General features: G+C 72.0%; 11 protein-coding genes and 1 pseudogene. 5 read left to right on the top strand and 7 right to left on the bottom strand.

The features are described 5' to 3' along the window. The 4 genes from narH to GTW67_RS08900 all read right to left on the bottom strand — a co-directional run. Window positions 1–1,194, bottom strand: a 1,194-nt coding sequence (gene narH, locus GTW67_RS08915) for a nitrate reductase subunit beta (RefSeq protein ID WP_161164264.1), incomplete at its 3' end; no start/stop codon positions are given. Further along, window positions 1,194–4,889 (bottom strand): nitrate reductase subunit alpha, encoded by a 3,696-nt coding sequence (locus tag GTW67_RS08910; protein WP_161164263.1) that lies wholly within the window; start codon window positions 4,887–4,889, stop codon window positions 1,194–1,196. The genes GTW67_RS08910 and narH, both read right to left, overlap by 1 nt. A gap of 101 nt (window positions 4,890–4,990) precedes the next feature. Next, window positions 4,991–5,806 (bottom strand): SAM-dependent methyltransferase, encoded by an 816-nt coding sequence (locus GTW67_RS08905; protein ID WP_161164262.1) that lies wholly within the window; start codon window positions 5,804–5,806, stop codon window positions 4,991–4,993. Between the two features lie 41 nt (window positions 5,807–5,847). Beyond that, window positions 5,848–6,711 (bottom strand): Sco1979 family transcriptional regulator, encoded by an 864-nt coding sequence (locus GTW67_RS08900; RefSeq protein WP_161164261.1) that lies wholly within the window; start codon window positions 6,709–6,711, stop codon window positions 5,848–5,850. A 219-nt stretch (window positions 6,712–6,930) separates the two neighbouring features. Here GTW67_RS08900 and GTW67_RS08895 point away from each other — a divergent pair, with 219 nt between their 5' ends. Then, window positions 6,931–7,356, top strand: a complete 426-nt coding sequence (locus GTW67_RS08895) for a hypothetical protein (protein ID WP_161164260.1) — start codon at window positions 6,931–6,933, stop codon at window positions 7,354–7,356. Here the strand turns inward: GTW67_RS08895 and GTW67_RS08890 are convergent. Then, window positions 7,338–8,165: a helix-turn-helix domain-containing protein gene (locus GTW67_RS08890; protein WP_161164259.1), complete on the bottom strand. Its 828-nt coding sequence runs from the start codon at window positions 8,163–8,165 to the stop codon at window positions 7,338–7,340. The two genes, GTW67_RS08895 and GTW67_RS08890, sit on opposite strands and share 19 nt — an antisense overlap. Before the next feature lie 115 nt (window positions 8,166–8,280). Between GTW67_RS08890 and GTW67_RS08885 the strand changes: the two genes are divergently transcribed. The 4 genes from GTW67_RS08885 to GTW67_RS08870 all read left to right on the top strand — a co-directional run bounded on the left by GTW67_RS08885 (window position 8,281) and on the right by GTW67_RS08870 (window position 10,804). Then, window positions 8,281–8,586: a 4a-hydroxytetrahydrobiopterin dehydratase gene (locus GTW67_RS08885; RefSeq protein WP_161164258.1), complete on the top strand. Its 306-nt coding sequence runs from the start codon at window positions 8,281–8,283 to the stop codon at window positions 8,584–8,586. Window positions 8,587–8,590: 4 nt separating this feature from the next. Further along, a complete protein-coding gene (locus GTW67_RS08880) occupies window positions 8,591–9,358 on the top strand; it encodes a methyltransferase domain-containing protein (RefSeq protein WP_161164257.1) in 768 nt (255 codons plus the stop codon). An 87-nt stretch (window positions 9,359–9,445) separates the two neighbouring features. Beyond that, window positions 9,446–10,033 carry a hypothetical protein gene (locus GTW67_RS36900; RefSeq protein WP_202436996.1) on the top strand — a complete coding sequence of 196 codons (588 nt, stop codon included), beginning with the start codon at window positions 9,446–9,448 and terminating at the stop codon, window positions 10,031–10,033. A gap of 114 nt (window positions 10,034–10,147) precedes the next feature. After that, window positions 10,148–10,804 carry a hypothetical protein gene (locus GTW67_RS08870; RefSeq protein WP_161164256.1) on the top strand — a complete coding sequence of 219 codons (657 nt, stop codon included), beginning with the start codon at window positions 10,148–10,150 and terminating at the stop codon, window positions 10,802–10,804. Between the two features lie 59 nt (window positions 10,805–10,863). Here the strand turns inward: GTW67_RS08870 and GTW67_RS08865 are convergent, their stop codons facing one another. Further along, window positions 10,864–11,700, bottom strand: a complete 837-nt coding sequence (locus GTW67_RS08865; protein WP_161164255.1) for an aldo/keto reductase — start codon at window positions 11,698–11,700, stop codon at window positions 10,864–10,866. Window positions 11,701–11,783: 83 nt separating this feature from the next. Beyond that, window positions 11,784–12,017, bottom strand: a pseudogene (locus tag GTW67_RS08860) (long-chain fatty acid--CoA ligase); the annotation flags it as partial.

Below are 12,017 nucleotides of genomic sequence, written 5' to 3'. Positions count from 1 at the left end.
TAGCTCCGCCAGGTACTCCAGCGGGATCCGCAGCGTGTCGATGGCGCCGAACAGGTTGTCCGCGTCCTCCCCGTCGTGCCCGGTCTCGGTGAGCGCGTCCACCACCGGCGACAGCGGCGGGATGTACCAGACCATCGGCATCGTGCGGTACTCGGGATGCAGCGGCAGCGCCACCCGGTACCTGCTCACCAGCGCGTGCACGGGTGAGCGCCGGGCCGCCTCCAGCCAGTCGTACGGGATCCCCGCGGCCTCCGCCGCCCGGCGCACCTCGGGGTCCTCCGGGTCGAGGAAGACGCCCAACTGCGCCTCGTACAGGCCCTGTTCGTTCGGGGTGGACGCCGCCTCGGTGACCTTGTCGGCGTCGTACAGCACGACCCCGAGATATCTGAGCCGGCCGACGCACGTCTCCGAGCAGACCGTGGGCTGGCCCACCTCGATGCGCGGGTAGCAGAAGGTGCACTTCTCCGCCTTGCCGGTGCGGTGGTTGAAGTACACCTTCTTGTACGGGCACCCCGTCACACACATCCGCCAGCCCCGGCAGCGGTCCTGGTCGACCAGGACGATCCCGTCCTCCGACCGCTTGTACATCGCCCCGGACGGGCACGAGGCCACGCACGACGGGTTGAGGCAGTGCTCACAGATCCGCGGCAGATAGAACATGAACGTCTCTTCGTACGCGAACTTCACCTTCTCCGAAGCCTGTTGGCGGGTGCGCTCCACCATCGGGTCCAGGTCGCCGTAGGCGGGCGCGCCGCCCAGGTCGTCGTCCCAGTTGGAGGACCAGGCGATCTTCATCGGCTTGCCGTCGAGCTGGGAGACGGGCCGCGCCACCGGGTAGTCGTCGCCGAGCGGGGCGTCGGTGAGGTTCTTGTAGTCGTACGTCCAGGGCTCGTAGTAGTCCTTGATCTCCGGCAGCTTCGGGTTGGAGAAGATCCCGGCGAGCTTCTTCAGCCGGCCGCCCGCCTTCAGCTTCAGCGCGCCCCGCCGGTTCAGCTCCCAGCCGCCCCGCCACTTCTCCTGGTCCTCGTAGCGGCGCGGATAGCCCTGCCCCGGGCGGGTCTCGACGTTGTTGAACCAGACGTACTCCATGCCCCGCCGGTTGGTCCACGCCTGCTTGCAGGTGACCGAACAGGTGTGGCAGCCGATGCACTTGTCGAGGTTCATGACCATCGCGATCTGGGCCATCGGACGCATCAGTACTCGACCTCCTGGGCGCGGCGGCGGATCACCGTCACCTCGTCGCGCTGGTTGCCCGTCGGCCCCAGATAGTTGAACGCCCACGACAACTGGGCGTAGCCGCCGATGAGATGGGTCGGCTTGAGGAGCAGACGGGTGAGCGAGTTGTGGATGCCGCCGCGCTTTCCGGTGGTCTCGCTGAGCGGCACGTTGACGGTGCGTTCCTGCGCGTGGTGCATGTAGACCGTGCCGGGCGGCATGCGGTGCGAGACGATCGCGCGGGCCACCACCACGCCGTTGCGGTTGACGGCCTCGATCCAGTCGTCGTCGGACACGCCGATCGCCGCCGCGTCCTCGGGTGCCATCCAGATGGTCTGGCCGCCCCGGGACAGCGCCAGCATGAACAGGTTGTCCTGGTACTCGGAGTGGATGGACCACTTGTTGTGCGGGGTGAGGTAGCGCACCGTGACCTCACGGTGCCCGTCCGGGCCGAGCTGCGGCTCACCGAACAGCCGGCTCATGTCCAGCGGCGGCCGGTACACCGGCAGCGCCTCGCCCAGCTCGTGCATCCAGTCGTGGTCGAGGAAGAAGTGCTGGCGGCCGGTGAGGGTGTGCCAGGGCTTGAGGTGCTCGGTGTTGAGCGTGAACGCCGTGTAGCGGCGCCCGCCGGCCTCGCTGCCCGACCACTCCGGCGAGGTGATTACGGGCACGGGCGCCGCCTGGGTGTCGGCGTAGGTGACCTGTTTGCCCTCGTGCTCGGCGGCCAGGTGGGCCATCTCCTGCCCGGTCTTCGCCTCCAGGGTGCGGAAACCCTGCACGGCCAGGCGGCCGTTGGTCGTGCCGGACAGGGCCAGGATGGTGTTCGCCGCCTTCACCGCCGTGTCCAGCGCCGGGCGCCCGTCGGCCGGGCCGCCGCGCACCGCGCCGTTCATGTGCCGCAGCCGCTCGACCTCCTCGTCCGGCTTCAGCGTGATGCCCTTGGCCGGCAGCCCCTTGGCCTCCACCAGCGGCCCCAGCGCCGCGAACTTGGCGCCGATCGCCGTGTAGTCGCGCTCCACGACGGTCAGGTTCGGCAGCGTCCTGCCCGGCACCGGATCGCACTCGCCGCGCTTCCAGTCCCGTACGACCCCGCCCGGCTGGGCGATCTCGCCCGGGGTGTCGTGCTGGAGCGGCGCCGCCACCAGGTCTTTGCGGGCGTCCAGGTGGCCGGCGGCCAGCTCGCTCAGCTTCTCGGCGATCGCCTTGAACGTGTCGAAGTCGGTGCGCGTCTGCCACGGCGGGTCCACGGCGGGCGAGAAGGCGTGCACGTAGGGGTGCATGTCCGTGCTGGACAGGTCGTGCTTCTCGTACCAGGTCGCGGCCGGCAGCACCACGTCGGACAGCAGCGTGGAGGAGGTGTGCCGGAAGTCCAGCGACAGCAGCAGGTCGACCTTCCCCTCGGGCGCCTCCTCGTGCCACACCACGTCCCGGGGACGCTCGCCCGGCGCCGCCTCCTCGGCGCGCAGCGACGAGTGGGTGCCCAGCAGGTGCTTGGTGAAGTACTCGGCGCCCTTCGCCGACGAACCGAGCAGGTTGGCCCGCCACAGCGTCACGATCCGCGGCCAGTTCTCCGGCGCGTCCGGGTCCTCGCACGCGAACTTGAGGGTGCCCGCCCGCAGTTCGGCCACCGCGTTCGCCACCGGGTCGTCGGAGGTCTCGCCCAGCTCCAGCGGGTTGCGGTCGAAGGTCGGGTACGACGGCATCCAGCCCGTGCGCGCCGACAGCGCCAGGCAGTCCGCGGCCGTCATCCCCGCGAGCCGCCCCTCACCGAGCGGCGAGGCGAGGACGTCCGCGCCGAACCGGTCGTAGCGGAACTGGTCGGTGTTCAGGTACCAGTAGGCCGTGCCGATCATCTGGCGCGGCGGCCGGGACCAGTCGTTCGCGGAGGCCAGCGACGCCCAGCCGGTGACCGGGCGGCACTTCTCCTGGCCGACATAGTGCGCCCAGCCGCCGCCGTTGCGGCCCTGGCAGCCGGTCAGCTGGAGCAGCGCGAGAAACGCCCGGTAGATCGTCTCCGAGTGGAACCAGTGGTTGGTGCCCGCGCCCATGAGGATCATGCAGCGGCCCTTGGAGCGCTCGGCGGTCCGCGCGAACTCCCGGGCGATGCGCACACAGGCCGCCGCCGGGACCGAGGTGTGCGTCTGCTGCCAGGCCGGGGTGCCGGGCGCGTCCGCGTCCTCGTACGACGCCGGCCAGTCGCCCGGCAGCCCGGCACGCGCCACGCCGTACTGGGCCAGCAGCAGGTCGAACACGGTCGTCACCAGCGGGCCGCCCGCGCCGCCGAGCCGGGTCGCCGGCACGCCCCGCCGCAGGACGTCACCGCGGCCCTGCCCGTGCGCGCCGCCCTCGGTGTCGAAGCGGGGGAGCAGCACCTCGACGCCCGCCGCCGCCTCGTGGCCGTGCAGGCTCAGCCGGGGGCGCACGTCCTCCAGGTCCAGGTTCCACTTCCCCTGGTCCGCCTCGTTCCAGCGGAAGCCCAGCGAGCCGTTCGGCACGACCGCGCGGCCCGACGCCTCGTCCAGGACGACCGTCTTCCAGCGCGCGTCCTCACCCTCCTGACCCAGATCGGCCGCGCGCAGGAACTTGCCCGGCAGATACGCCCCGTCCCGCTCGGTCAGCGTGACCAGGAACGGCAGGTCGGTGAAGCGCCGCACGTAGTCGTCGAAGAAGGGCGTCTCGCGGTCGACGAAGAACTCCTTGAGGACCACGTGCCCCATCGCGAGGGCCAGCGCCGCGTCCGTGCCCGGGTGCGGGTGCAGCCACTGGTCGGCGAACTTGGTGTTGTCGGCGTAGTCGGGGGAGACCACGACCACCTTCTGCCCCCGGTAGCGGGCCTCCGCCATCCAGTGCGCGTCCGGCGTGCGGGTCACCGGCAGGTTGGTGCCCCACATGATCAGATACGCCGCGTCCCACCAGTCGCCCGACTCCGGCACGTCCGTCTGGTCGCCGAAGACCTGCGGGGACGCCACCGGCAGGTCGGCGTACCAGTCGTAGAACGACAGCATCGGGGCGCCGATCAGGGAGTGGAAGCGGGCCCCGGCCGCGTGCGACACCATCGACATCGCCGGGATCGGCGAGAACCCGGCGATCCGGTCCGGCCCCTGGTGCCTGATCGTGTGGACATGGGCCGCCGCGACCATCTCCACCGCGTCGTCCCAGCTCGCCCGGACCAGCCCGCCCTTGCCCCGCGCCCGCTGGTAGCGCCGCCGCCGCTCCGGGTCGCCCTGGATGTCCGACCAGGCAAGCACCGGGTCCCCGAGCCGGTCCCGGGCCTCCCGGTACATGTCCAGCAGCACCCCGCGCACGTACGGGTAGCGCACCCGGGTCGGTGAGTACGTGTACCAGGAGAACGCGGCGCCCCGGGGACAGCCGCGCGGCTCGTACTCGGGGCGGTCCGGGCCGACCGACGGATAGTCCGTCGCCTGGGTCTCCCAGGTGATGATCCCGTCCTTCACGAACACGTTCCAGCGGCACGAGCCGGTGCAGTTCACGCCGTGCGTGGAGGTCACGACCTTGTCGTGGCTCCAGCGGTCCCGGTAGAACGCGTCCGACTCCCGCCCGCCGACCAGCCCGATGCTGTGCAGGTCGGGGGCGGCGGTGCCGGGCCGGAAGAAGCGGCCCGCGCGCAGCAGCGCCGCGCCCGGCTCGGTGGGCGGTGTCCGCGTCTCGGTCACGTGCGCTCCCTTGCTCGCCTGGCTCCGAACCTAGGGGCCGCGGGGATCACACACCCGTCCGCGGCGCCCGTACGGGTCAGGGCGCGCGGCACGCGGAAGCATCAGGACTTGCGCGCCACCCCCGCGTACACCGGGACGATGCCCTCGCTCTGGGCGGCCACGTCCTCGGGGTCCGGCCGCCACCCGGTCACCGGGATGACGCCGGGGCCCAGCAGCTCCAGGCCGTCGAAGAACCGGGCGAACTCGGCGAGCGGGCGCGGGAAGAAAGGTGTGCCGCCGCGGGCGAACAGAGCGGCGGCCCGGGCGACCGCCTCCGGGTTCAGATCGGGCGTGACCTGCGAGAGGATCAGGAAGCTGCCCGGCGCGAGGGCGTCCACGTACCGCTTCAGCAGGCCGTGCACGTCGTCCCCGTCCACCGCGTCACCGAGGTAGTGCGTCAGGGCCACCAGCGACAGGGCGACGGGCCGCTCGAAGTCCAGGCACTCACCGGCCAGCCGCAGAATGGTGTCCGGGTCCCGGACGTCCGCGTGGACGTATTCGGTGCCGCCCTCCGCCGAGCCGTGCAGCAGCGCCTCGGCGTGCCGGAGCACGATCGGGTCGTTGTCGGCGTACACCACCCGCGCCTCGGGCGCCACGCCCTGGGCCACCTGGTGCAGGTTCGGCTCGGTGGGGATGCCGGTGCCGATGTCCAGGAACTGGCGGATCCCGGCCTCGGCGACCGTCCGCACCGCCCGCTGCATGAACCGGCGGTTGGCACGCGCCCCGCGCACCGCCGTGTCGTCCACGGCGAGGATCTTCCGGGCCAGCTCCTCGTCCACGGGGTAGTTGTCCTTGCCGCCCAGCCACCAGTCGTAGACGCGGGCCGGATGCGGCCGGCTGGTGTCGACGGGGGTGGACGCGGCGTCGGATCCGGTCATGCGGTGTCGTCTCCCTCGGGATGGTGCTGTCGGACGGCCGGTCAGTAGTTCTCGCGGTACTCCCGCAGGATCTTCTCGGTGCGCAGGGTGGAGGCCGCGCGTGCCGTCATGTGGTCCAGGACCTCCAGGTGCGTGGAGACCTCCGGGCGGGAGTCCAGGTACAGCGCGCCGGTCAGGTACTCGGTGAAGACCATGTCGGGCAGCTCCGGCTCGGCGAAACGGAACAGGGTGAAGGGCGCGTACGTCCCCGGATGCGGACCGTCCTCGAACTCGGCGACCTGGAGCGTCACCCGGTCCCGGGCGGCGAACTCCAGCAGCCGGTCGAGCTGTTCGCGCATCACCCGGCCGTGGACGCTCACCGGGCGCCGCAGCACCGTCTCGTCCATGATCACCCACAGGTGCGGCGGGTCCGGCCGCTCCAGCAGCCGCTGCCGCTCCATGCGCAGCGACACATGCCGCTCCACGGCCTCCTCGCCCGCGGTCCCTATCGTCCCGGCGTCCAGGACCGCACGGGCGTAGTCCTCGGTCTGGAGCAGGCCGGGCACGAAGTGCGGTTCGTAGGAGCGGACGATGCGGGCCGCGCCCTCCAGGCTCACGTACAGGCTGAACCAGTCCGGCAGCACGTCGGTGAAGCGCTGCCACCAGCCCGGCCGGTTCGCGTCCTCGGCCAGCGCGACGAACGCCGCGACCTCGTCGTCGGGCACACCGTACGCCGTCAACAGGATCTGGACATACGGGATTTTCAGCGCGACCTCGGCCATTTCCATACGCCGTACGGTCGCCGGGGCCACCCGGAGCACCTTGGCGGCCTCCTCGCGCTTCAGGCCCGCCCGCTCCCGCAGCTCCTGGAGGCGCTTGCCCAGCACCACCTGACCCACGGTGGGTGCCACCCGCCGCTCGCTCACGCCACGCCTCCCCAACGCGCCCAAGTTCCCCCGCAGTCTGTCATGTTCCGCCATCGGTCTCACAGGGGCGGAGCGGCGGCGGCCCCATTACCCCTCGGGTAATCGACCGTTTCCCGCCCGGACGGGATCGTGGAAACACACCGGGGGCCGGACCGGCGCACTCCGGCCCGGCCCCCGGTTCCCCGCAGCCTTGCCCGATCGGACGGAGGGTGACCCGCCATGTCCACCAACCAGCTCGCCGTACTCGCACGCACCGTCGAGCCGCAGCGGATGCTCCGCCGCTTCCTGGCCCTCGACGCCCTCGTGACCGGCGCCAACGCACTCGCCTACCTCGCCCTGTCCGGGCCGCTGGGCCGCCTGTTCGGGGCCGGCTCCGGACTGCTGCTCGGCATCGGCGCGTTCCTCGCCGGATACGCGGCGGCCGTGGGCCTGCTGGCCGCACGCCGGCACCCGCCCGCCCTCGCGGTGCGGGCCGTCGTGGAGGCCAACCTGGCCTGGTCGGCGCTGAGTTTCGCCGCCCTGGCCCTCTGGCTCACGCCCACCACGGCCGGCGCGGTGTGGACGGTGCTCCAGGCGCTCGTCGTCACCGGCTTCGCGCTGGTGCAGTACGCGTCGCTGAGGGGGCGTCAGGACATGAGCGTCTGAAGGTACTTGACCGTCGCCGGGTCGGCCGGGAGCAGCGTCTCGATGGCCAGCTCGGCGACCGTCACGTCCATCGGCGTGTTGAAGGTGGAGATGGACGAGATGAACGACAGCGTCCGGCCCTCGTGCTCGATCCGCAACGGCAGCGCGAAGTACGGCACCGGCTCGTCCGGCTCCTCGTCGCCGGTGTCGTCCGGCACCGGGTAGGCCGCGACCTCGTCGTACAGCGCCCGCACGGCCTGGGAGCGGTCCAGGGCGATCTGCCGCCGCATCTGCTCCAGCAGGTGCCCGCGCCACTCGCGCAGATTGCGGATGCGCGGCGCCAGACCCTGGGGGTGCAGGGCCAGCCGCATCGCGTTCGGCCGGGGCGCGAGCAGGTGCTCGGGAAGGCCGTCCGTCAGCATCGCGATGCCCCGGTTGGCGGCCAGCACCTCGTACCGCGCGTCGACCACCAGCGCCGGATACGGCTCATAACCCCTGATCAGGCGCTCCATGCCCGCGCGCAGCGCGTCCAGCGCCGGGTCGTCCAGCGGGGTCTCCGGGTAGTGCGGGGCGTAGCCCGCCGCGAGGAGCAGCGCGTTGCGCTCCCGCATGGGCACGTCGAGCCGGTCGGCGAGGCGCAGCACCATCTCCTCGCTCGGCCGGGAACGCCCCGTCTCGATGAAGCTGATGTGCCGGGCGGAGGAGTCGGCACGCAGCGACAGTTCGAGCTGGCTGATCCGCCGCCGCTCCCGCCAGGCCCGCAGCAGCGGGCCCACGCCCTGGGCGGTGGGGGTGGTGGCGGGGGAGGTACCGGACACGAGTGCGGTCATGCGGGGAACGGTAGTCGACCGCGGGCCCGGCCGCGGTGGCCCCGCTGTGGCAGGCTGGAAGGGAACCGAGCCGTACGGCGCCGTGCCCGTGCCCCGCAGACGAGGAGGGCCGCCCATGCCCGTGGAACCGCTGTCGCACAAGGAGATCGAGGAGCAGCTGGCCGAGTTGCCGGGCTGGTCCCTCGACGGGGACCGCCTCACCCGCGCCTACCGGCTCGACTCGCACTTCGCGGCGACCGCCATGGTCGTGCACATCGCGCAGGTGCAGGAGGAACTCGACCACCACTCCGACCTGACCCTCGGCTACAACACCGTGAGCCTGGCCGTCAACACCCACAGTGCGGGCGGCGTCGTCACCGAGAAGGACGTCGAGCTCGCCCGCAGGGTGGAGGACCTGGCCGGGAGCCACGGGGCACACTGACGGGGTGCTCGACTACGACGAAGAAGCGGAACGCTACGACGCCCTGCGCGGCGGCGAACCCCGCGCCGAAGCCGCCGCCCGGGCGGTCCTGGGCCTCCTGCCGCCGCACGCCCGCGGCCTGCTCGACGTGGGCTGCGGCACCGGCATCGTCACCGGCCGGCTCGCGGCCGGACGGGCGGGCCTGCGCGTGACCGGCGCCGACCTCGCCCCCGAGATGACCCGCCGGGCCGCGCGGCGGCTGCCCGGCGCCGTCGTGCTGGCCGACAGCCGCCGACTGCCCTTCCGGGACGGCGAGTTCGACGCCGTGAGCAGCGTGTGGCTGCTGCACCTGGCCGCCGGCGCCGAGGACGTCCGCGCCGTCGTCGGCGAGTGCGCGCGCGTGCTGCGGCCCGGCGGGGTGTACGTGACGACGGTCGACAAGGGCGCCGCGCACAACGTGGGCAGCGACATCGACGCCGTACTCGCCTCCCGCCCGCCCAGCACGGCCCACGACGCCGCCGGGGAGGTCGAGTCGTACGCCCGCGCCCACGGCCTGGTGCCGGCCGGCGAGGCCCGCTTCACCGGGCACGGCCAGGGCCGCAGCCCCCGCAGCACGGTGGCCGACCTGCGCCGCGGCTGGTTCGTGACGCTGCCGCCGGGCGGGGACCTCGCCGACCACTTCGCCGCCCGGCTCGCGGCCCTGCCGGACCAGGAACGGCCCCGGCCCGACCCGGTGTTCACCCTCCGCGCCTTCGCGAAACCGGAGCGGCCCGAGGTGCCGGAGCCTTCGTGATCTCGAACCGGTGAATCTTCAACCGGTCCGGTTCCCGCGGCTGCGTACGGGGATAGCATCCCGTTCCCGTACATCCCTGGGGGGACCATGACCGACAGCATTCCCGCACAGCCCGAGACCCCGCCCGAGCCCGCTGCCCCGGCCGCGTCACCGACCGTGCCCGAACAGCCGACCGCAGCCGAGCCTGCCCCGGTTGGGCCGGCCGCGCCGCCCATGCCCGCCGTGCCGCCCGCCGCGCCGCGGAAGAGACCCGGTCCGCTCGCCGCCGGACTCCTCGGTCTGGCCGTCGGCGCCGGAGTCGTCGGCGGGATCTGGGCGATCACCGCCGGCACCGGGTCCGGCGGACCCGCGACGTTCACCCTCGAAGGCAGCTTCACGCTCACCGACGAGGTCACCGACGACGGCGACGGCGGCTGCTCGGGCGGCTACGACAGCGGCTACGACGACATCGCCGAAGGCACCGGCGTCACCGTGTACGGGGCGAACGGCGACGTGATCGCCACCGGAGCCCTCGGCGACAGCGACCAGCTCCTCGGCGCCTGCACCTTCGATGTCGCCGTGCCCGGAGTGCCGAAGGGCGAGAAGTTCTACAAGGTCGAGGTCTCCCACCGCGGAACCGTGCAACTGTCCGCGGAGGAGGCCGAGAACGGCGAGTTCGGCGCCAGCCTCGGCTAGCACCCGCGGCGGGGCACACCCGGCCATCGACACGATTTCGTCACGGGATCTTCACTTGGGGCGTTCCCGGGTGATGATGTATCACGCAACCGCATCGCCCCCGGGGGAAGAACCTTGAGCAACCACATGACGCCGCCGCCCGCGCCGCCCTACTGGCCGCCGGTGCCGCCGCAGCCCCCGAAGCGGAACCACACCGCGCTCATCGCGGCCGCCGCGGCCGTCGTCGCCGCGGCCCTCGCGGCCGCGGTCACCGTCGGTGTCACCGGCGACGACGAGGCGAAGCCGGCACCCACGGTCACCGTGACGGAGACCGTGGACGGCGGGGACACCACCGCGGCCGACGAGGCGACCGAGCCCGCCGCCGAGGAGTCCGACGACGGCGTGTACGCCCTCGGCGACACCGTCACCTACGACAACGAGGTCAAGGTCGGCCTCTCCGGCTTCAAGCGGGCCGTCTCCACCGACACCGCCATGCCCGAGAGCACGCCGTACGTCCGGTTCACCGTCAAGGTCGACAACGGCGGCACCGCGACGCTCGACGCGACCGCGCTCACCGTCAACTGCTCGTACGGCAAGGACGGCCACAGCAGCGAGGCCGTCTTCGACAGCGCCGCCGGGCTGGGCGGCGGCCCCGACACCCAGCTCCTCGCCGGACGGTCCATCAACGTCGTCTGGGGCTGCGAACTCCCCAAGAGCGAGAAGCTCGTCCAGATCGAGGTCGCCCCGGACTACGAGTCGGACACCGCGATCTTCACGGGCGACGTCAAGTAGGCATGGCGCAGAGGGGCCCGGTCCGTGCGGACCGGGCCCCTCTGCGGGCGGCGTGCGGATCAGACGACGTCGAACTCCGCCGGGTCCGGGCCGAGGCGCCGGTCCTCGTTCAGCGCGCTGATCGCCGCGAGGTCCTCGGTGTCCAGGGAGAAGCCGAACACGTCGATGTTCTCCTTGATCCGCGACGGCGTCACGGACTTCGGGATCACCACGTTGCCGAGCTGGAGGTGCCAGCGCAGCACGACCTGGGCCGGGGTGCGGTCGTGCTTCTGGGCGATCGCCACGATCGCCGGGATCTCCAGGATGCCCTTGCCCGAGCCGAGCGGGGACCAGGCCTCGGTGGCGATGCCCTGCTCCGCGTGGATCTCGCGGGCGGCGTGCTGCTGGAGGTGCGGGTGCAGCTCGATCTGGTTGACGGCCGGGACGACCGACGTCTCGGCGATCAGCCGCTCCAGGTGCTCCGGCAGGAAGTTGGAGACGCCGATGGCCTTGACCCGGCCGTCGGCGTACAGCTTCTCGAACGCCTTGTACGTGTCGACGTAGCGGTCCTTCGACGGCAGCGGCCAGTGGATCAGGTACAGGTCCACGTAGTCCAGGCCGAGCTTGCCCAGCGACGTGTCGAAGGCGCGCAGCGTGGAGTCGTACCCCTGGTCGCTGTTCCAGAGCTTGGTGGTGACGAAGAGGTCCTCGCGGGCGACGCCGGAGGCGGCGATGGCCTTGCCGGTGCCCTCTTCATTGCCGTAGATCGCCGCTGTGTCGATGCTGCGGTACCCGGCCTCCAGGGCCGTGGCGACGGCCGTCTCGGCCTCGGCGTCCGGCACCTGCCAGACGCCGAAGCCCAGCTGGGGCATCTCGACGCCGTTGTTCAGGATGATCGGGGGGACCTTGCTGCTCACGAGCTCTTGATCCTTCGGTTGTGGTCAGGTGGTACGCCCATCGTCAACGATCACGAGGCGCCGCGCATTCCTGACCGCGAAACTCATGCCCGGTACAGGGCCTCGACCTCGGTCACATAGGCCTTCTCGATGGCCCTGCGCTTGAGCTTCAGCGACGGGGTGAGCAGCCCGTGCTCCTCGGTGAACGGCTGGGCCAGGATGCGGAAGGTGCGGATCGACTCGGCCTGGGAGACCAGCGTGTTGGCCGCGACGACCGCGCGCCGCACCTCCGTCTCCAGGTCGGCGTCGTGCACCAGCTCGGCCGGGGACAGCCGGGA

Source organism: Streptomyces sp. SID5910, from assembly GCF_009862125.1.
GTDB lineage: Bacteria > Actinomycetota > Actinomycetes > Streptomycetales > Streptomycetaceae > Streptomyces.
The sequence above is the reverse complement of the archived record's forward strand: the minus strand, read 5'-3'. Positions and strand labels throughout refer to the sequence as shown.

Bases quoted from the DNA above. Each gene is read 5' to 3' on its own strand.
- GTW67_RS08905 (WP_161164262.1), bottom strand. From the start codon at position 5,806: ATGACCGGATCCGACGCCGCGTCCACCCCCGTCGACACCAGCCGGCCG.
- GTW67_RS08895 (WP_161164260.1), top strand. From the start codon at position 6,931: ATGTCCACCAACCAGCTCGCCGTACTCGCACGCACCGTCGAGCCGCAG.
- GTW67_RS08890 (WP_161164259.1), bottom strand. From the start codon at position 8,165: ATGACCGCACTCGTGTCCGGTACCTCCCCCGCCACCACCCCCACCGCC.
- GTW67_RS08885 (WP_161164258.1), top strand. From the start codon at position 8,281: ATGCCCGTGGAACCGCTGTCGCACAAGGAGATCGAGGAGCAGCTGGCC.
- GTW67_RS36900 (WP_202436996.1), top strand. From the start codon at position 9,446: ATGACCGACAGCATTCCCGCACAGCCCGAGACCCCGCCCGAGCCCGCT.